At 72.0% G+C, this 18,218-nt stretch carries 17 protein-coding genes and 1 pseudogene; 8 read left to right on the top strand and 10 right to left on the bottom strand.

Annotation, left to right across the window (positions count from 1 at the left end; translation table 11 throughout):
• Window positions 1-10: 10 nt before the first annotated feature.
• Complete coding sequence (locus ACGFIE_RS20945; RefSeq protein ID WP_393296863.1) at window positions 11-526, bottom strand: 2'-5' RNA ligase family protein; 516 nt, start codon at window positions 524-526, stop codon at window positions 11-13.
• Between the two features lie 79 nt (window positions 527-605).
• On the opposite strand from ACGFIE_RS20945, the gene ACGFIE_RS20940 reads away from it, so the two are divergent.
• The 3 genes from ACGFIE_RS20940 (at window position 606) to ACGFIE_RS20930 (ending at window position 3,655) form a co-directional block, all read left to right on the top strand.
• Window positions 606-1,115, top strand: a complete 510-nt coding sequence (locus ACGFIE_RS20940; protein ID WP_363688564.1) for a DinB family protein — start codon at window positions 606-608, stop codon at window positions 1,113-1,115.
• A gap of 84 nt (window positions 1,116-1,199) precedes the next feature.
• The gene (locus ACGFIE_RS20935; protein WP_363688566.1) at window positions 1,200-1,589 is read left to right on the top strand and encodes an SCP2 sterol-binding domain-containing protein; all 390 of its coding nucleotides are present in this window, start codon (window positions 1,200-1,202) and stop codon (window positions 1,587-1,589) included.
• Window positions 1,586-3,655 carry a glycogen debranching N-terminal domain-containing protein gene (locus ACGFIE_RS20930; protein ID WP_393296861.1) on the top strand — a complete coding sequence of 690 codons (2,070 nt, stop codon included), beginning with the start codon at window positions 1,586-1,588 and terminating at the stop codon, window positions 3,653-3,655. Before ACGFIE_RS20935 ends, ACGFIE_RS20930 begins: the two co-directional genes overlap by 4 nt.
• Before the next feature lies 1 nt (window position 3,656).
• On the opposite strand, the gene ACGFIE_RS20925 is transcribed toward ACGFIE_RS20930, so the two are convergent.
• Both ACGFIE_RS20925 and ACGFIE_RS20920 read right to left on the bottom strand, forming a co-directional pair.
• Window positions 3,657-3,923: a hypothetical protein gene (locus ACGFIE_RS20925; protein ID WP_363688570.1), complete on the bottom strand. Its 267-nt coding sequence runs from the start codon at window positions 3,921-3,923 to the stop codon at window positions 3,657-3,659.
• A gap of 102 nt (window positions 3,924-4,025) precedes the next feature.
• Window positions 4,026-4,529 (bottom strand): DinB family protein, encoded by a 504-nt coding sequence (locus ACGFIE_RS20920; RefSeq protein ID WP_266250239.1) that lies wholly within the window; start codon window positions 4,527-4,529, stop codon window positions 4,026-4,028.
• 132 nt (window positions 4,530-4,661) lie between these two features.
• Between ACGFIE_RS20920 and ACGFIE_RS20915 the strand changes: the two genes are divergently transcribed.
• On the top strand, window positions 4,662-5,618 hold the full coding sequence (locus tag ACGFIE_RS20915) for a DUF72 domain-containing protein (protein ID WP_363688572.1): 957 nt from the start codon (window positions 4,662-4,664) through the stop codon (window positions 5,616-5,618).
• A gap of 56 nt (window positions 5,619-5,674) precedes the next feature.
• Here the strand turns inward: ACGFIE_RS20915 and ACGFIE_RS20910 are convergent, their stop codons facing one another.
• Together ACGFIE_RS20910 and ACGFIE_RS20905 are read right to left on the bottom strand one after the other, a co-directional pair.
• The gene (locus ACGFIE_RS20910; RefSeq protein ID WP_363688574.1) at window positions 5,675-6,049 is read right to left on the bottom strand and encodes a hypothetical protein; all 375 of its coding nucleotides are present in this window, start codon (window positions 6,047-6,049) and stop codon (window positions 5,675-5,677) included.
• 156 nt (window positions 6,050-6,205) lie between these two features.
• A complete protein-coding gene (locus ACGFIE_RS20905; protein ID WP_393296858.1) occupies window positions 6,206-6,838 on the bottom strand; it encodes a hypothetical protein in 633 nt (210 codons plus the stop codon).
• A gap of 196 nt (window positions 6,839-7,034) precedes the next feature.
• On the opposite strand from ACGFIE_RS20905, the gene ACGFIE_RS20900 reads away from it, so the two are divergent.
• The gene (locus ACGFIE_RS20900) at window positions 7,035-7,205 is read left to right on the top strand and encodes a hypothetical protein (protein ID WP_007457769.1); all 171 of its coding nucleotides are present in this window, start codon (window positions 7,035-7,037) and stop codon (window positions 7,203-7,205) included.
• Between the two features lie 102 nt (window positions 7,206-7,307).
• Here ACGFIE_RS20900 and ACGFIE_RS20895 read toward each other — a convergent pair whose 3' ends face one another.
• Both ACGFIE_RS20895 and ACGFIE_RS20890 read right to left on the bottom strand, forming a co-directional pair.
• On the bottom strand, window positions 7,308-8,564 hold the full coding sequence (locus ACGFIE_RS20895; protein ID WP_393296856.1) for a hypothetical protein: 1,257 nt from the start codon (window positions 8,562-8,564) through the stop codon (window positions 7,308-7,310).
• Between the two features lie 319 nt (window positions 8,565-8,883).
• The gene (locus ACGFIE_RS20890) at window positions 8,884-9,606 is read right to left on the bottom strand and encodes a hypothetical protein (protein ID WP_393296854.1); all 723 of its coding nucleotides are present in this window, start codon (window positions 9,604-9,606) and stop codon (window positions 8,884-8,886) included.
• 351 nt (window positions 9,607-9,957) lie between these two features.
• On the opposite strand from ACGFIE_RS20890, the gene ACGFIE_RS20885 reads away from it, so the two are divergent.
• Window positions 9,958-12,015, top strand: coding sequence for a type IIA DNA topoisomerase subunit B (locus tag ACGFIE_RS20885; RefSeq protein WP_393296852.1), 2,058 nt, complete (start codon window positions 9,958-9,960; stop codon window positions 12,013-12,015).
• A 32-nt stretch (window positions 12,016-12,047) separates the two neighbouring features.
• Window positions 12,048-14,531 carry a DNA topoisomerase (ATP-hydrolyzing) subunit A gene (locus ACGFIE_RS20880; protein ID WP_393296850.1) on the top strand — a complete coding sequence of 828 codons (2,484 nt, stop codon included), beginning with the start codon at window positions 12,048-12,050 and terminating at the stop codon, window positions 14,529-14,531.
• Between the two features lie 197 nt (window positions 14,532-14,728).
• Here the strand turns inward: ACGFIE_RS20880 and ACGFIE_RS20875 are convergent, their stop codons facing one another.
• The 3 genes and pseudogenes from ACGFIE_RS20875 to ACGFIE_RS20865 all read right to left on the bottom strand — a co-directional run.
• Window positions 14,729-15,367 carry an alpha-ketoglutarate-dependent dioxygenase AlkB gene (locus tag ACGFIE_RS20875; RefSeq protein ID WP_393296848.1) on the bottom strand — a complete coding sequence of 213 codons (639 nt, stop codon included), beginning with the start codon at window positions 15,365-15,367 and terminating at the stop codon, window positions 14,729-14,731.
• 34 nt (window positions 15,368-15,401) lie between these two features.
• The gene (locus ACGFIE_RS20870) at window positions 15,402-16,076 is read right to left on the bottom strand and encodes an HAD family hydrolase (protein WP_393296846.1); all 675 of its coding nucleotides are present in this window, start codon (window positions 16,074-16,076) and stop codon (window positions 15,402-15,404) included.
• Between the two features lie 69 nt (window positions 16,077-16,145).
• A pseudogene (locus tag ACGFIE_RS20865) lies at window positions 16,146-16,532 on the bottom strand (spore coat protein); the annotation flags it as partial.
• A gap of 218 nt (window positions 16,533-16,750) precedes the next feature.
• Here ACGFIE_RS20865 and ACGFIE_RS20860 point away from each other — a divergent pair.
• Window positions 16,751-17,986, top strand: coding sequence for an acyltransferase family protein (locus tag ACGFIE_RS20860; protein ID WP_393296844.1), 1,236 nt, complete (start codon window positions 16,751-16,753; stop codon window positions 17,984-17,986).
• Window positions 17,987-18,218: the final 232 nt, after the last annotated feature.

Genomic DNA, 18,218 nt, shown 5'->3' with positions numbered 1-18,218 from the left:
CCGGCGGTGGCTAGGGCAGCGGGTGGGCGATGCCGCGGGCGTGGTCGGTGAGCGCCGCGCCGACCACTGTCGCCGACAGCGGCAGCACCTCCAGGCAGCGGCGCACCGCCGCGGCCATCAGCGTGTTCGGCACCCGCATGGACAGCGTGCAGTGCGGCACCCAGCGCCCCGGCTGGTAGTGCCCGGCCAGGGTGACGCCGCCGGCGGCGAGCCGGCCGTGCACCATCCGGTGGTGGGCCAGCAGCTCCGGTGTGGGCGCCGGACCGAGCCAGAGCACCCGTCCGACGAACTGACCGACGTGCTGGAAGTCGAGCCGCAGCGGGGCTGCCACGACTGTTCCGCGCAGCGCCTCGGCGACCTGCTCGGGATCGAAGCGGGGCGCCACCGCGAGCGAGACGTGCGGACGGTGCCGCTGTTCCAGCAGCGAGCGCATGCTCTGCACGCCCTCGGCCTCCAGCGCGTCCCACAGCACCCGGATCCGTCGGGTGGCATCCGGGTCCAGATACAGCTCCAGCGCCGCGACCACGTGATCACCGTAGCGGCCGAGGTTTGGCCGTCCGTGTCCGGCGGTACCGTGATCCGAAACAGACCAGGAGGCGTGCCCCGTGGACGTGAGTGACCTGCTGACCGAGACGTACGACCGGCTGCCCGACCTCGTCCGCGCGGCGGTCGACGGCCTCACCCCGGAGCAGTTGCGCTGGGCGCCCGCCGAGGGCGCCAACCCGGTCGGGTGGCTGGTCTGGCACCTGACCCGCGTCCAGGACCATCACGTCGCCGACCTGCTCGACACCGAGCAGGTCTGGGTGAGCGGGGACTGGGCGGGGCGGTTCGGGCTCACCGCCGATCCGGACAACACGGGCTACGGCCACACGCCCGCCCAGGTCGCCCAGGTGCGGCCGGAGAGCGCGCAGGCGCTGATCGACTACTACGCGGCGGTCGCGGCGCGTACCGGATCGTTCCTGGCCGGGCTGCGACAGGCGGACCTGGACCGCGTCGTCGACGAGTCGTGGGACCCGCCGGTCACCCTCGGCGTGCGGCTGGTCAGCATCGCCGACGACGACCTGCAACATGCCGGGCAGGCCGCCTACGTGCGCGGCCTCGTCGACGCCGACTGACCCGGGTCCCCCGGCTCATCCGGAACGGGTGAGTCCCGCTCACCCCGAGCCGGGTGATCCTGTCGGGATGCGGGAGGTGACCTGATGGGCACGACGGCGGCGCGGTTCCTGCAGGACCTCGACCCGGGCCGGCGCCCCGACCTGCCCCCGACGACCGCCGGGACGCTGCGCCTGGACATGCGCGGCGACGGCTGCACCGAGCACTGGTACCTGACCATCGCCGATCAGCAGGTGCGGGCGACCCGGTCGGCCGACGACGCCGACCTGCTGGTCCGCGCCGACCGGGCGGTCTTCGACCAGCTCGCCACCGGCCAGCTGCACCTCGCCGAGGCGCTGCTGCGCAACGAGCTGACCCTGCGCGGCGACATGGCGCTGCTGATGCTGCTGCGGCGGATCTTCCCCGGCCCGCCCGGCGCCCGGCATCCTCGTGCGCTGGGCCGGGCGGCCCTGGCGGAACAGGAGCGGTCGCGATGAGGCAGGAGCAGGTGCATGTGATCGCCGGTAACGTGTTCGCGATCAGCGACGCCCAGGGCGACATGGAGGTCGACCCACAGGCGCCTGTCGGTCTCTTCTCGTTCGACACCCGATTCCTGTCCCGGTGGGTGCTCAGCGTCGACGGGGAACGCCTCAACGCCCTCTCCCGGGACGACATGACGTACTTCGAGACCCGGTTCTTCCTGGTGCCGGGCGCGGCCAGCCACTACGTGGACGCCGACGTGTCGATCATCCGGCACCGCTCGGTGCACGACTGCCTGCACGAGCAGATCACAGTGCTCAACCACTCGGCGAAGCCCGCCGACTTCACGGTGCGGATGGAGGTGGGCGCCGACTTCACCGACATCGCGGAGATCGCCGACGTCGCGCAGCTCCGACCGCGCAACGTCCACGTCACGACCGACACCCACCGCGCGGCACTCGTGCTGCGCTACGAGCGGGAGCGGTTCGGCCGCGTCACCACCGTGCGCAGCACCGCCCCCGCCGAGGTCGACGGGGAGGGGCTGACGTTCCGGATCCGGGTTCCGGCCGAGGGGACGTGGGAGACCACCCTGCACGTCAGCATGACGATGCAGGGCGAGGGTGACCGGGACATGCGTGCCGACCTGGAGTCACACCAGCAGAACGTGCGGGACGGAATGGGCGACGACCTGACCGCGTGGCTGAGCCGGGCCCCGCAGCTGGTGGCCGAGCGGGACGGCCTGGAGGAGACGTACCAGGGCGCTCTGGCCGCCCTGGCGGCGCTGCGGTACCAACCGCTCGCGTACACCGACCGGGTGCCGGTCGGCGGCCTGCCGTGGGCGATGGGAATGTGCGGGCGGGACGCCATCGTCGCCTGTGTGCAGAGCCTGGCGTTCACTCCCGAACTGGCCCGCGCGACGCTGCGGATGCTGGCGCTGTTGCAGGGTGGCCAGCTCGACGACGACCACGACGAGGAGCCGGGCAAGATCCTGGTCCAGCTGCGCTACGGCGAGTTGGCCGCCTTCGGCGAGCGGCCGAACGCGCTGTACTACGGCGCCGCCGACACCACCCCGCTGTTCGTGGTCCTGCTCGACGAGTACGAGCGGTGGTCAGGCGACGCGGACCTGGTTCGCGAGCTGCGCCACCCGGCCCGGCTGGCGCTGGACTGGATCGACGAGTACGGCGACCTGACCGGTGACGGCTACCTGCGCTACCAGCGCCGCAACGAGCGCCACGGCGCGGTGAACCAGTCCTGGAAGGACTCCCCGGACGCGATCGTCGACGCGCACGGGCGGCTGCCCGCGTTTCCCCGCGCCACCTGCGAGTTGCAGGGCTACGCGTACGACGCGAAGCGGCGCGGCGCCCGGCTGGCCCGCGAGTTCTGGGGTGAACCCGAGTACGCCGACCGGCTCGATCGGGAGGCGGTGGCGCTCAAGGAGCGGTTCAACAGGGACTTCTGGCTGCCGCACCGCGAGTACTACGCGTTGGCGCTGGACCCGTACGGCGAGCCGGTCGACGCGCTGGCGTCCAACATCGGGCACCTGCTGTGGAGCGGGATCGTCACGGACGATCGCGCCGAGGCGGTCGCCGAGCACCTGCTCGGTCCGCAGCTGTTCAACGGCTGGGGCGTGCGGACGTTCGCCACCGGGCAGCGCCCGTACAACCCGGTGGGTTCGCACCTGGGTGCGGTGTGGCCGTCGGACAACGCCCTGATCGCGGCCGGTCTGCGGCACTACCGTTTCGACGCGCACGCGGCCCGGATCGCGGCCGGCATCTTCGACATGGCGCAGACGCTGGGCGGGGCGGTGCCGGAGCTGATCGCCGGCTACGAGCGGAGCCTGACGAAGTATCCGGTCCAGTTGCCCTCGGCCGGTCGGCCCCAGTCGTGGTCCTCCGGCGCGCTGCTGATGTTGCTGGGCACCCTGTTGGGTCTGCGACCCACGGGCGAGGACCTGCTGGTGAACCCCGCCCTGCCTCCCGGCTTCGGCGGTGTGGAGCTGCTCGACATCCCCGGTCGTTGGGGGCACACCGACGCGTACGCCGGTGATCGCTCCACCCGCCCGGCGGGTCGACGACGATCGTGAGTCAGTGGCCGTCGCTCCGGTTTGTCGTACCGCCCGAGGCCTGATCGGGGGGTGCGGACCGGTGGGCCGGGGGAGGGCGCCGGCGGTGCGCCTGGGCGCGGCGGAAGCCCTGCACCGCGGGGCCCAGGCCGGCCAGTTCGTCGGGGCGCGGCGCGGCGCGCACCGCCGTCAGGAGCAGCACGACCGGACGCGTGCCTGTGGACGGGTCGACGGGGAAACCGCCGAGCAGCCGTTCGGCGGTTTCCTGGTCCATCCGGTCCGCGTTCATCTCGTGTCCCTCAGCGCCGACCCCTCGGGCGATGTCACATCCGCGCGGCGTGGAGAGGGGCGGTGACAGCACGAGGCGACGCGCCGGAGAGGCGGCCGGGGCTCAGCCCATGGTCTTCGACCCGTCGATCGCCTCGCGCAGGATGTCTGCGTGCCCCGCGTGCTGGGACGTCTCGGCGATGAGGTGCAGCAGCACCCGGCGGACAGTCCAGCTCGCACCCGGCTCGAACCACGGCGCCTGCGGCAGCGGGTGGGCCGCGTCCAGATCGAGGGTGGCGATCAACTCGTCGGTGTGGTCGGCCACCGCGCGGAACCGCTCGACGAGGCCGGCCAGGGTCTCGCCCGGCGCCATCCGGAACTGACCGACCCAGTCGATCTCCTCGCGCTGCATCGCCTCCGCGCCGCCCACGGCGAAGAGCATCCACCGCTCCTCGGTGCCGGCGACGTGCTTGATCAGCCCGCCGGGGCAGAGCTCGCTCACCGTGCTGCGCGCCGCGGCCTGCTCGTCGGTCAGCCCGTCGACGGTCTGCAGGAGGAAGCCCCGGTGCCGGCGCAGCGTCTGCAGCAGGTCGGCGCGTTCCCCGGTGAGCTGCGCGGTGCTGGTCATGGTGGTGCCCTTCCGTCGAGGTCCGGTCGAGCGTCAGCCTAGGACCGGGCACCGACACTTCGGGGCGGACACGACGAGAGCGCCGGCCTCCAGCGGTTGCCGATCGGTGCGCGGGACTGTCCACTGAACGACATGGGTGTGATCAAGGTGGGCACGTCGTCCTGGGCGGACCAGACGTTGCTGCGCTCCGGCTGGTATCCGCGCTCGGCCAACACGCCGGCCGGCAGGTTGGCTTTCTACGCCGGCCGCTTCCCGCTGGTCGAGGTGGACACGTCCTACTACGCCGTTCCGGTGCCGGAGACCACGCACGGCTGGGTCGACGCGACGCCTGACGACTTCACCTTCGACGTCAAGGCGTTCAGCCTCTTCACCGGTCATCCGACGCCGGTGGCCGCGCTGCCCCGGGACCTGCGACCGGCCTCCGGCCCGAGCCGGGTCCGCCGTCGCGATCTGCCCGAGCAGGCGTACGACGAGCTGTGGGCCCGTTTCCGGGCGGCGCTGGACCCGATCGCGGCCGCCGGCAAGCTGGGCGCGGTGCTGTTGCAGTTCCCGCCCTGGCTGGCGCGCGGGGCTGCCGCCGAACGCCGGATCGTCGAGCTGGCGCAGCGGTGCCGGCCGTGGCGGGTCGCGGTGGAGCTGCGGCACGGGTCCTGGTTCGACGGGGCCGCCGCGGCCACGACCCTGGAGCTGCTGGGCGCGCACGACCTCTCACTGGTCTGCGTCGACATGCCGCAGGGGCATCCGTCATCGGTGCCGCCGATCCTGACCCGGACGGCGGAGCCGGCGATCGTCCGCTTCCACGGTCACAGCGACGCGTGGCGCGACGGCGACAAGCAGGACAAGTTCCGCTACGCGTACGACGAGTCGGAGCTGCGCGACTGGGCCGCGCGCCTGGCGGCGCTGGCCGCGGACGTCGACGACCTGCACGTGCTGTTCAACAACTGCTGCGCCGGGCAGGCCCAGCGCGACGCCACCCGGTTGGCGCAGGTGCTCGCCGAGACGATGCTCGCCGAGCCGCGGGTGCCGGCCGGGCCGCGCCGAGCGGCGGACGATCAGGCCGTCTCGGCGCGGGCCACTTCGGGCGGCTGACGGCCCGCTACCCGCGTGTGCCCTCGTCGGGCAGGGCACGCGGGCAGCGCGGTCGATCAGGAACGGCGACCCCGGGTGCGCAGCGCGTCCTGGCTCAGCTCGGTCACGTCCGCGTCGTCGGGGAAGCTTCGACCGCTGGGCGCCGGGTCCGGTGGCGCGCCGGGTCCGGCCATCGTGGTCCGGGTGGGCTCGACAGAACCGAAGCCGTGCCTACCGGCCGGACCGCTCGGGCCGGCCGGGGCACCCGCGCGCCGTTCACCGCGCCGCCCCTCGGGTACCGCCGTCTCCTCGCTACCCTCGTCCATCGGCGAGTCGTCGTCGGCGCCCCAGGGCGCGTCGGCGTCGAAACCGTCAGCGGTGCCCCACGGGTTGACCGCCTCCGGTTCCGGCCGGTCGCCGCCGCCACTGCTGCGTCCCTCGTGTGCCGTCATGGCCACCTCGCTCGTCGGTCCGCCGCTACCGACGGACGGATTGCCACGTCCCCGGGCCGGTCCTGCCCGCTCGGCACGCCGTGTCGCGTGGCGGGCGGGCAGGGTCGGCCGTGTCCCGTCGTCGACGGTCCGGCGGGCCGCCGACCGGCCCGACGCTCAGCGTCCGGCCATGGCCATCTGCCGCTTGCCGACGCCCATGCCCATGCCCATCTTCGCGATGCCCATCGGGGCGTTGCGCATCCCGCCGGTACGGCTGAGGATCCCGCGCAACACCTGACCGGGCTTCTGCTGCTCACCCATGTACGCGGTGACCACGACAAGCGATCCGGTCAGCGCCGGAATCGCCCACTGGAGCAGCTTCATCTGCCGCTGTGACGAGGCGACGCTGGCCGGCGTCTGGTGGTTGGGCTCGGTGGCGCCGTTCACCGGCGGGCCACCCGCCTTCTCCAGCCGCATGCCGACCAACCGGCTGTAGCCGGTGACCGCGAGCGCGCCGATCGTCAGCGCCGTCTTGAGGGCGCTGGCCCGGCCGACTCCGCGCTGGGCCGCCACCCGTGGGCTCTCCGTGACCAGTTCGCCGACCGCCCCGGCCAGGTGCGCGCCGATCGCGGCCGCGTTGACCGGGGTCCACCTCGACCATCCGGCCGAGGCGACCGGCAGCCGCTGGGTCGAGTCGTTGATTTTCGCCGCTGCGCCGTTGACGCCGAAGGCACCCATGAGGGAGCCGCCGAACCAGGCCGCCAGACCCAGATCGTGCATCGAGCGCAGTGCGGTGTGTCGTTCGGACATGTGATCCCCTTCCGCCGTGTCGGGCGATGCGGCTTACCCGCCGCCCGAGCGGCTAACCCCGTCGCCTGCCGGCCGAATCCCCGCCGCACCGCCACGACCGGGACATCCGCGCGTCGCGGCCCGCAATCGCCGTCGGGGGAGTCGTCAGCGCGGTGGCGGGTAGACCCCCTGCGACGTCGACGGAGAGGGGAACGGCATGTCGCAGCCGGACGAGGTCCGCGAGAAGACCCCCAAGACCGACGCGGTGCTCATGCACCCGGACAACGATCCGCACCGGAACACCGCGGAGGTCGCGCCGCGCAAGGATCACGCACAGATCCAGGTGGAACGCGACGACGAGCTGGTTCCGCTGGACCAGGAGGAGTGAGCCGGACGGGCCGCCCCGAGCAGCCGGTGCGGCTGGGCGGGGCGGCGACCCGGACGCGACGGAGGCCCCGCCGGGTGGCGGGGCCTCCGGTGGCGCGACCGGTCAGGAGACGGAGATCGACCCGTCGCCGGCGCGGACGCACGACACCGCGCGTGCGGCGGTGACGGCGGCGCCGGCGAGGCACCGACCGAGCACCTGGTGGCCGGTGGCGTTCGGGTGCCACGACTCCTGGCAGGTCTGGAAGTAGCTGACGCAGGTGTTGGCGATCCGCTGAATGGCGATCTTGTCCTTGCCGGCGAGGCTGGTCACGAAGGTGCCGGTCGCGCCGTCCTGCAGCCGGATGGGGGTGGCCAGCGCGCCGGTCGGGCTGGACGTCGACTCGCACAGCCGCGCGCCGTCGAAGGCCCGCTGCACGTTGAGGTAGACCAGGTCGTCGGCGGGGAACTCGGCGGCCAGGGTGTCCCGGGTGGACTTCACGATGCCGCCCAGGCCCTGCGAGAAGCGGTGCCCGGGGGCGAGGCTGGCCCGGTGGATCGGGCAGCCGGCCGCGTACCGCTCGGCGCCGAGGTCACGGAACTTGTCCCGGGTGTCGTCCCGGCCGTCCTCCTCGTGGTACGCCGGGTTCAGGTCCAGCGGCAGCGGGTTGGTGTAGTCCTGGAACACCACCCGGTGCTGGCCGTCCGCGTCCACCTGGTCGAGGGTGGTCAGGATCTGGCGTACGGCGGCGGTGGTCTCCGCGGTCGCGGCGCTGAGCTGCGCGGCGGTGGCCAGGTCGGCGTCGCTGCACGGCTTCTGCTCCACCGGCCCGTTCAGGTACGCCCAGAACTCCCACCAGCCCGTCCAGGCGTCGGCGATGAACCGGTTGGCGCACGTCTCTGCCACGCTGCCGAAGGTGAACGAGCTGTTGTTGGATCCCAGGCCGATCAGCACCAGGTCGATGTCCTGGGTCTGCGCGACGGCGCGCAGCTGGTCGAGCTGGGCGGCCACCGTACGGCCCTTCTCCCGCGCCGCCGAGGCGGTGGCGATGTCGCGCGGCTGGCCGCCGGAGCAGGCCAGGTTGAACCGGTTCTGGATGCCCGGCAGGTTCGCCTGGTTGAGCGAGGCGTTCGCCGACCGGTGGCAGAAGAAGGCGTTGTTGTTCGGCGCGCTCCAGCCGGGGAAGCCCTGGCTGACCCCGTTGGCGTCGACCACCGGGGTGTACGCCCCGGCGCCCTCGCCACTGATGAAGCTGTCGCCGAGCGCCACGGCGGCGGTGGGCAGCGCGGCGGTCGCGGGGGCGGGCAGCGCGACGGCGGTCGACAGCGCTGCCGTGACGATCGTGAGTGCCGCGGCGAGCGCGGTACGGCGGAACCTGGGCATGGGGCTCCCAACCATCGAAAGATGAAAGATTCTCTGAGAGCGCGATCAGATCACCCTTGTGCAACGGGCGTCAATGGCCTGTAACAGACTCGTTCGGCGAAAGACACGAATGCGTCGGCAGACCACTCGGTGTTCACCTGGCAGCGACCACTGCCCACGCCCGCCGCCGACCGGATCCTCGCTCTCGGCCCCCCGGCCTGCGCATCGGTGTCCACGGTCCGACCGCTGCCGGCACCTCGGCCACGAACCGGCCGAGCGGATCGCCGCACGCGACAGGCCCGTGCCACGAGCCACTGTGGACGGCGTCAGACGCCCCCGGTCACGCCACCCCGTCGGCTGCCGCGCCGACCTGTCGGCCGGGCCGCTGGCGGCGCCGCCACACGGCCGCGCCGACCGCGTTCAGGCCGACACCCCAGATCAGCAGGACACAGAACCACTGCACCCACCGCAGCAGGCTCATCTCCCCGGAGAGCAGATTGCGCGCACTGCCGAGCGGAGTGAGCCACGGCTGGGCCGCGCCCGCCTGAACGACCTCCAACAACCCGAGCACCCCCAGCGGCAGGACGATCGTGGCCGCGAACGCGCTCGTCGGCGACCGCAACAGCAGACCCAGCCCGGTGCCCACCAGGCCGGCGAGGATCTGCATCAACACGCTGCCCACCGCGACCGTTCCGGCGTGCCGCCACGGCTCGTCGGCGACAGTGGTCGGTGCGAGGGCCAGCGTCGCGGCGCAGACCAGCACGCCGACCACGCCGATCACAGCGGCCGGCAACACCACCGCCAGCGCCGTGGGGAGCACGCCGACAGTGGCGGGCGCCCGACGCAGATCGCGCACCAGCAGGACGCCGAAGAGCGGCGTCACGACCGACATCAGGCTCTGGACCGCGCCCGACAGCTCGGTGAACGTCCGCTCGGCGGGAGCCGCCGCCGCGACGAGCGCCACCGCCGTGAGCAGCCCTGCCAGCAGGGTGCCCACCAGCAGCCAACGCCGTGCCCGCGTGCCGAGGGCCCGCCCGGGGGCGTCACGTGTCGTCTCGTCCATCCCGGTCGCCTCCCGCCGCTCGGCCGCCCGCGGATCGTCCGGCGCGGGCCACCAGCGGCGTACCCCCGAGCTCGTGGTCCTGGATCTGGACCCGGACCGGCGCGAGCCCGGCGCCGCCCCGCGCCAACCAGCCGCGATCACCGCTCAGGGTACCGGCGGAGATTCCGTAGCGTGGTCCCGTGATCACTGCCCGACTGTCTGGTGGCTCACGTCCGGCGACTGACGCGCGGCGGTTCGCGTAGGTCCTCCGGGAGTTGTCTCAGCCTCGGGCTAGGCTCGCTGCGGCGCGCCACGCCGGCTGACATCGCCGGTGACGGGCAGCACACCGCCGAGACCGGGGAGTACGACCAGTTGACCGCAGAGCCTGACACCCTGTACGGGGCCGATGACCTCACCCACCTTGAGGGGCTGGACGCCGTCCGCAAGCGGCCCGGCATGTACATCGGTTCCACCGACAGCCGTGGCGTGGGTCACCTCGTCAACGAGATCCTCGACAACTCCACCGACGAGGGTGTGGCCGGTCACGCCACCACCGTCGAGGTGATCCTGCACGCCGACGGCTCGGTGCAGGTCGACGACGACGGCCGCGGCATCCCCACCGACGTGCACGCCAAGTCCGGCATCTCCGGCGTCGAGCTGGTGCTGACCCGGCTGCACGCCGGCGGCAAGTTCGGCGGCTCCGGCTACAAGACCTCCGGTGGCCTGCACGGCGTCGGCGCGTCGGCGGTGAACGCGCTGTCCCGCCGCTTCGACGTGACCGTCCGCCGGGCCGGCAAGGTCCACGCGATGTCGTTCCGGCACGGCGTCCCGGGGATCTTCGACGGCGACGGGCCGGACGCGCCCTTCACCGCCGGCCCCGGCCTCCAGGTGAGCGGCGCGATGAAGCGTGGCCAGCGCACCGGCACCTCGATCCGCTGGTGGCACGACGCCCGCTACTTCGAGACCGGCGCGGCGCTCGACGTCGACGCCGTCCGGATGAAGCTGCGCAACACCGCGTTCCTGGTCCCCGGCGTGACGTACCTGCTGCGCGACCTCACCGGCGAGACCCCCGCCGAGGAGCGGTTCCACTACCCCAACGGGCTCAGCGACATGGTCGAGTTCCTCGCGCCGGCCGGCGACCGGCCGGTCTCCGGCATGCTGCTGGTCAACGGCGAGGGGACATACCGGGAGAACGCCGCCGACGCCAACGGCGTCATGCAGTCCAACGTGCAGCGGCGCGCCGAGGTCGAGGTGGCGTTCCGGTGGGGCACCGGCTACGACCGCACCGTCGAGTGTTTCACCAACACCATCCGCAACGCCCACGGCGGCACCCACCGCAAGGGCTTCGAGCGGGCCCTCGTCCGCACCCTCGCCGACGCCGTCCGCAACACCCGCGGCCTGCTCAAGGCCAAGGAGGAGCCGCCCACCCTGGACGACGTCCTGGAGGGGATGACGGCCGTGGTGCACGTGCGGATCCCCGAACCGCAGTTCACCTCGCAGACCAAGGACGAGCTGTCCACCACGGGCATCACCAAGGTGCTCCAGACCCTTGTCGACGCGCACGTCAAGGCGTGGCTGGAGGACCGGCGCACCAAGGCCGAGGCGCGTGTCGTCCTGCAGAAGATCGTCGACGCGGCGCGGGTGCGGCTCACCCAGAAGCAACAGAAGGACGCCGCCCGGCGCAAGACCGCCCTGGAGGGCGCGTCCATGCCGCCGAAGCTTGTCGACTGCCGGGCGACGGGCATCGACCGCAGCGAGCTGTTCATCGTGGAGGGCGACAGCGCCCTCGGCACGAGCAGAATGGCCCGCTCCTCGGAATACCAGGCGCTGCTGCCGATCCGCGGCAAGATCCTCAACGTGCAGAAGGCCAACCTCCAGCAGGTTCTGGACAATGCCGAGTGCGCCGCCATCGTCCAGGTGCTCGGGGCCGGCTCGGGGCGGACGTTCGACCTCGCCGCGCTGCGCTACGGCCGAGTGCTGATCATGGCCGACGCCGACGTGGACGGCGCGCACATCCGTACGTTGCTGATCACCCTCTTCGCCAGGTACATGCGTCCGCTGATCGAGGCCGGTCGGCTCTACGCCGCCATGCCGCCCCTGCACAAGATCACCACCAGGGGGCGCAACCCGCAGACGGTCTACACCTACACCCAGGCCGAGATGGAGACGACGGTCCGCAAGCTGGAGAAGGCCGGCAAGCAGATCGTCACGCCCATCCCGCGTTTCAAGGGTCTCGGTGAGATGGACGCCGACGAACTGTGGGACACCACGATGAACCCCGCCACCCGGGCCGTCCGCCGGATCACCCTCGACGACGTGGACGCCGCCGAGCGCATCCTCGAACTGCTGATGGGCGAGAAGGTCGAGCCGCGCCGCAACTGGCTGATCGACTCGGCCGACCGCGTCGACCGCGATGCGATCGACGCATGAGCACCGCTGCCGTTCGAGGGGAAAGCTGAGTCATGGCACGCCGTAAGGAAAACAAGGTCGACCTCTCCTCGTTCGACCAGGCCGGCGCGCGGGTCTTCGACAACCCGCTGGTCACCGAGGTTTCCGACTCCTACCTGGAGTACGCGTTCTCGGTCATCCACTCCCGTGCGCTGCCGGACGCGCGCGACGGCCTCAAGCCCGTGCACCGCCGCATCCTCTGGTCCATGTACGAACAGGGCTACCGCCCCGATCGTGGGCATGTGAAGTCTGCCCGAATTGTCGGGGATACGATGGGCAAGTACCATCCGCACGGCGACACGGCGATCTACGACGCCATGGTCCGCCTCGCGCAGGACTTCTCGCTCAACGTGCCCCTCATCGACGGGCACGGCAACTTCGGATCTCCAGACGATGGCCCGGCGGCCAGCCGCTACACCGAGGCACGGATGTCGCGCGAGGCCATGCTGCTCGTCGGTGAGCTGGGCGAGGACACGGTCGACGTCGAGCCCAACTACGACGGGTCGCTGACCCAACCGACGGTGCTGCCGGCGGCCTTCCCCAACCTGCTGGTCAACGGCGCGTCCGGGATCGCGGTCGGGATGGCCACCAACATGATCCCGCACAACCTCGCCGAGGTCGTCTCCGCGGCCCGCTGGCTGATCAACCACCCGGACGCCACTCTGGACCGGCTCATGGAGTTCGTCCCCGGCCCCGACCTGCCCACCGGCGGGGTGCTGCTCGGCCTGGACGAGGTGCGCCGCGCGTACGAGACGGGGCGCGGCGTCGTCCGGATGCGCGGCAAGGTGGAGATCGGCCCGATCGAGGGCAGCCGGGGCCGCCAGGCGATCACAGTCGTCGAGTTGCCCTACGGCGTCGGCGCGGAGAAGGTCATCGCGGCGATCACCAACGAGGTCACCAAGACCAAGCGGCTGACCGGCATCGCGGACGTCAAGGACCTCACCGACCGGGAGAGCGGCACCCGCCTGGTCGTCGAGTGCAAGGTGGGAGTCAACCCGCAGGCGCTGTTGGCCGACCTCTACCGGTTGACTCCGCTGGAGCAGTCCTTCGGCGTCAACAACCTGGTGCTTGTCGACGGGCAGCCCCGTACCCTCGGGTTGAAGGCGCTGCTGGAGGTCTTCCTGGCGCACCGGTACGAGGTGATCACCCGACGCAGCTCGTTCCGCCGACGCAAGCGTCAGGAGCGGCTGCACCTGGTCGACGGTCTGCTGATCGCACTGCTGGACATCGACCGCGTGGTGCGCCTGATCCGGGGCAGTGACGACGCGCAGGCGGCCAAGGACGGGCTGATGAGCCAGTTCGGCCTCTCCGACATCCAGGCCACCTACATCCTGGACACTCCGCTGCGCCGGTTGACCAAGTTCGACCGGATCGAGCTGGAGGCCGAGCAGGAGCGGCTGCGCGCCGAGATCACCGAGCTGTCCACGATCCTCGACGACGAGCGGGTGCTCAAGAAGCTGGTCTCCGACGAGCTGGCCGCAGTGGTCAAGCAGTTCGGCAGCGAACGGCGGACGACGCTCGTCGACGGCGACCTCAAGGAGGTGCTCGCCGCGTCCGTGCCGGCCGGGCCGCTGGAGGTCGCCGACGACCCGTGCCAGGTCATCCTCTCCGCGACCGGGCTTGTCGCCCGCACCGCGGCCGAGTCGGAGGAGAGCGCCGAGGGGCGTCGGCGCAACGGCCGGGTCAAGCACGACACCGTACGCGCGATCGTGCACTCCACCGCCCGTGGTCGGGTGCTGCTGATCACCAGCGCGGGTCGCGCCTTCAAGATCGACGTCCTGCCGCTGCCGGTCCTGCCCGAGCAGGCCGGCACGGTGTCGCTGCGCGGCGGCATGTCCGCAGCCGAGCTGGTGCCGCTGGAGGCGGGGGAGACCGTGGTCGGCCTGGCCCCGCTGGGCGGTGCGGCGGACACGTCACCCGGGCTGGCGCTGGGCACCCGCCAGGGCGTGGTGAAGATCTGCGCGCCGGAGTGGCCGGTGCGGTCCGACGAGTTCGAGGTGATCGGCCTGCGCGACGGCGACGAGGTGGTCGGCGCGACCTGGCTGAGCGACGGTGCCGAGACGCTTACCTTTGTGACCTCCGAGGCGTCGCTGCTGCGCTTCGCCGCCGGGTTGGTGCGCCCGCAGGGGCTCAAGGGCGGCGGGATGGCCGGCATCAACCTGCCGGCCGGGGCTCGGGTGGTCTTCTTCGGCGCGGTGCGTACCGACGATCCGGGGCACGGCGAGCCGATGGTCGTGACGTCCACCGGGGCGACGGTCAAGGTGACACCGTTCAAGGCGTACCCGGCGAAGGGCCGGGCGACCGGCGGTGTGCGAGCGCACCGCTTCCTCAAGGACGAGACGGACGTGGCGGTCGCCTGGGTCGGGCCGCGCCCGGTCGGCGCGACCGGCACCGGCGAACCGGTGGAGCTACCGGCAGCGGACCCCCGCCGCGACGGCAGCGGCTTCGCGGTCATGCTCGGCCCAACGGTCGTAGGCCACCTGATCGAACGCGACTAACCAACCCCAAACCCCAACCCCAACCCCCACCCCCAACCCCAACCCCCACCCCCCAACCCCCGAACCACCCGCGCTCGTCGATCATGAAGTTATTGCCGCGACACGCCGATGTCGGTGGCAATAACTTCATGATCAACCTGGGAGAGGGCGGGGCGGGGCGGGGGTGGGGTGGGGGTGGGGGTGGGGGTGGGGGTGGGTTAGGCGACGTTGATGGGGCGGAACTGGACGCTCACCCTTGGGCCTACCGGGCGGGTGGTCTTGGGGATGGCGTGTTCCCAGGTGCGTTGGCAGGAGCCGCCCATCACGATGAGGTCGCCGTGGCCCACCGGGAAACGCAGGCTGTCGCCACCACCTCCGCGCGGGCGCAGCAGCAGCGGCCGGGGCGACCCGAACGAGACGATCGCGACAATGGTGTCGCTGTGCGCGGAACGGCCGATGGTGTCACCGTGCCAGGCGACGCTGTCCCGGCCGGAGCGGTAGAGGCACATCCCGGCGGTGACGAACGGCTCACCCAACTCGGGGGCGTAGTGCCGGGTCAGCTCGGCTCGTGCCGCGGTGAGCACGGGGTGCGGCAGGTCCCGATCGCCGCCGTACCAGCAGAGCAGGCGGGGCACGTCGACCTCGCTGTCGTACATGGTGCGCCGCTCGGCCCGCCAGGGCACCCCGGTGAGCAGGGTGTCGAGGACCGCATCGGAACCGTGCACCCAGCCGGGGAGGTGGTCGACCCAGGCGCCCCGGCTCAGGTGATGCCGCCGGATCTGGCCGGGCAGTGGCCCCAGGGTCGGCTCCGCGTCCGTCAGGTCGAGCATCGACGGCTGGTAGGCGGCAGGCGTCATGAGGCCACCCTAGCAGCACTTTAGTACACCCGTGCTAGCCGCTTGCCGCCGTCCCCGTGGCTGTCGCGTTGTGCTTCGCCACCAGAGCCGGAAGGTCGTCCAGCGAGTCGATGCGGAACAGGCACCGCTCGGCCACGGCCGGCAGGTCGAGGATGTGTCCCCAGGGGCCGCGTCGGATCAGGCAGGTCTTCATGCCCGCCTCCGCGGCCGGGCGTACGTCGTTGTCGGGCCGGTCGCCGACGTACAGGATCGACGACGGGTCGCCGCCGGCGCCGTGGGTGACGCGTTCGAAGAAGGCCGGTGACGGTTTCGCCACGCCCCAACCGGTCGACGTGCCGATCATGTCCACGGGAAGGTCGAGGGCGTGCAGGAGTGCTTCGGCGTGGGCTGGTTGGTTGCCGGCCAGCCCCACGAACAGGCCCTGCTCCTTGAGGGCGGCCAGGCACCCACGCGCATCGGGGTAGAGGTCCTCTTCGCCGAACCACTCCGGTTTGCCGGCGGCGGCTCGGCGTTCCAGCTCGACCGCGAGGTCGAAATCGGGCCGGAAGGCCCGGAACGTCTCCTGCCAGTCCAGGCCGCGGGCGATCACTGCTCCGAGGACCGCCGAGAGCGTGTGCCGTGGAACGTCGAACCAGTCCGCCCAGCTCGCGAACTCGCGGGACTCGTCGAGAATGGTTCCGCCGACGTCGAAGACAATCGCATGGATCAAGTGTCGCTCCCCGTCTCACGTTCGCGCTGTCAGCGCATGGTAGGCGGGGGAGAGCCCGGAGGATGCCCGTCAGTCGCTGACGGCGACTGGCCGTACGGCGTCGAACACCGCGTCCACGACGCGCGCCCGGCCCCGCCGGTCGAGTGTGGACCAGGCCGGCGCGGCCAGCGCCGCAGGGGCGGCCCGTCCGGGCAGCCCGGCGACGGTCAGCTCCGGCAGCTCGCCGAGGCCGGTGGCCACGCCGTGCCGAACCACCCGGGTGTACGACTCGCGTTGGTTGTCGACCACGCAGACCAGCGCCGCGGGTGCGCCGAGGCAGCAGAGTTCCCAGGTGGAGGTGCCGGTGGCGCTGACCACCAGGTCGGCCTCGGTCATCAGTGACGGCAACGAGCCGTGGGCGGGACCGCTGGACAGCAGCCCGCGGGTGAGCACCGGGGCCGCGTCGGTGCCGCCGAAGAGTCAACGTCCACCGAAGGTCTGGTCCGCCATCAGGGCAGCCCGTCCCTACCCGTTCCGCGCTGGAGGGGTGGAACGCGTCCGGTTCACCCAGGAGTGCCCCGGGTAGGGTACCCCGGGTACGGCCGCTGCTGGGCCGTCGCGGGCGTCGCCGTCCGATGTCGCACCGAGGAGGACACGCACGTGCTGGTGACCCTGCCGAGCCTCGGGATCCCGGCATGACGACCGACGCCGCGGCGACGGCTTCCCGGCCCACCCCCGCGCCGGCCCGGCTGCCCTCGCTGACCGGGCTGCGCTGGATCGCCGCGTTGCTGGTCTTCGGCTTCCACGTCGGGACGATGCGGATCATCGCCGAGCCGGACTACAAGGCCGTGGTCGACGTGCTGTTCACCCTCGGCCTGTCCGGGGTGCAGTTCTTCTTCATCCTGAGCGGTTTCGTGCTGGTCTGGTCGGCCCGCGCGGGCGAGTCCCGGCGTACCTTCTGGCGGCGACGAGTTGCCAAGATCTACCCGAACCATCTGGTGCTGTGGGGGGCGGCGTTGCTGGTCGCCTGGTGGTTCGCCGACGCGGTCCTGCCAGCGGCCGCGCTGGAGAACCTGCTGCTGCTGCAGGCCTGGGACCCCCGGCCGGGCTGGTTCTACAGCATCAACACCGTGAGCTGGTCGCTCTCCTGCGAGTTCTTCTTCTACCTGTGTCTGCCGCTGGCGTTGCCGCTGCTGCGCCGGGCCCGGCCGAAGCTGCTCTGGGTGCTGATCGTCGTGCTGCCGCTGCTGATCCTCGCGCTCTGGCCGGCCCAGCAGTTGGTGCCGGAGGCGAGCCGGTGGTGGTTCACCCAGGTCTTCCCGCCGGTACGGTCGCTGGAGTTCTGGTTGGGCGCGGTGGCGGCCGAGCTGCTGCGCCGTGGCCTCTGGCGGGGCCCGGGGCTGACCGCAGCCAGCGTGATCTTCCTGGCCACCTGGGTTGCGGCGGCAGAGTGGATTCGGGCCGAGCTGTGGACCACGCTGCTCGCGGTGGCGTACCTGCTGGTGATCACTGCCGCCGCGGACGCGGACGTCCGGGGTAGGCGTTCCCCGTGGCGGTCTCGGCCGCTGGTCTGGCTCGGCGAGGTCTCCTTCGCCTTCTACCTGGTGCATGTGCTGGTGATGACGAGCGTGCTGCGCTTCAGCGGTGACTGGGGGACCGGCTTCCAGGGCTGGCGTGGCCCCGTCGCGGTGCTCGGTTTCCTGCTCGCGAACCTGGTCCTCGCCGGGTTGCTGCACCGCTTCGTCGAGACGCCGATGATGCGCCGACTCGCGCCGCGTCGTACGGCCCGCCCGCCGGTGCCCAGACCACGCACGGCCGGGCCCCGGGCCGCCGGGGACGATGCCCACAACCCCGATGCTGTCGGGACTCAGGCCGGGCCCGGCGGGACCGACCAGCCCGACAGCCGATCACCGTACGTCGACTCGCGCTGACACCCTCCACCCTGGTCAGCAGAGTCGGCGCGGCGTGCGCCGACACGCCCGTGGCCGATGCGTCAGGGCCGGCGCGGCAGTAGCGTTGGTTACGTGCTTCCGGTCGCGCTCACCTGTCCGCTGTGGTGGGTGGCGCGCTGGGCTACGCGGGTGCTGACCAGCCTCGCCGCGGTCGCGACCCTGGCGCTGGGCGCGAGCCCCGCCTCGGCCGCCGTGCCTCCCCTGAGCGCCG

The sequence above is a fragment of the Micromonospora sp. NPDC049275 genome, assembly GCF_043197115.1.
GTDB lineage: Bacteria > Actinomycetota > Actinomycetes > Mycobacteriales > Micromonosporaceae > Micromonospora.
Note: the sequence above shows the minus strand (reverse complement) of the source record. Positions and strands in the feature narration are given on the sequence as shown.

What these genes read in the sequence shown, in the direction of transcription:
- ACGFIE_RS20895 (WP_393296856.1), bottom strand. Translation starts at nt 8,564, where the DNA reads ATGCCCAGGTTCCGCCGTACCGCGCTCGCCGCGGCACTCACGATCGTC.
- ACGFIE_RS20935 (WP_363688566.1), top strand. Translation starts at nt 1,200, where the DNA reads ATGGGCACGACGGCGGCGCGGTTCCTGCAGGACCTCGACCCGGGCCGG.
- ACGFIE_RS20900 (WP_007457769.1), top strand. Translation starts at nt 7,035, where the DNA reads ATGTCGCAGCCGGACGAGGTCCGCGAGAAGACCCCCAAGACCGACGCG.
- ACGFIE_RS20925 (WP_363688570.1), bottom strand. Translation starts at nt 3,923, where the DNA reads ATGAACGCGGACCGGATGGACCAGGAAACCGCCGAACGGCTGCTCGGC.
- ACGFIE_RS20890 (WP_393296854.1), bottom strand. Translation starts at nt 9,606, where the DNA reads ATGGACGAGACGACACGTGACGCCCCCGGGCGGGCCCTCGGCACGCGG.
- ACGFIE_RS20930 (WP_393296861.1), top strand. Translation starts at nt 1,586, where the DNA reads ATGAGGCAGGAGCAGGTGCATGTGATCGCCGGTAACGTGTTCGCGATC.
- ACGFIE_RS20905 (WP_393296858.1), bottom strand. Translation starts at nt 6,838, where the DNA reads ATGTCCGAACGACACACCGCACTGCGCTCGATGCACGATCTGGGTCTG.
- ACGFIE_RS20880 (WP_393296850.1), top strand. Translation starts at nt 12,048, where the DNA reads ATGGCACGCCGTAAGGAAAACAAGGTCGACCTCTCCTCGTTCGACCAG.
- ACGFIE_RS20875 (WP_393296848.1), bottom strand. Translation starts at nt 15,367, where the DNA reads ATGACGCCTGCCGCCTACCAGCCGTCGATGCTCGACCTGACGGACGCG.
- ACGFIE_RS20915 (WP_363688572.1), top strand. Translation starts at nt 4,662, where the DNA reads ATGGGTGTGATCAAGGTGGGCACGTCGTCCTGGGCGGACCAGACGTTG.
- ACGFIE_RS20920 (WP_266250239.1), bottom strand. Translation starts at nt 4,529, where the DNA reads ATGACCAGCACCGCGCAGCTCACCGGGGAACGCGCCGACCTGCTGCAG.
- ACGFIE_RS20860 (WP_393296844.1), top strand. Translation starts at nt 16,751, where the DNA reads ATGACGACCGACGCCGCGGCGACGGCTTCCCGGCCCACCCCCGCGCCG.
- ACGFIE_RS20910 (WP_363688574.1), bottom strand. Translation starts at nt 6,049, where the DNA reads ATGACGGCACACGAGGGACGCAGCAGTGGCGGCGGCGACCGGCCGGAA.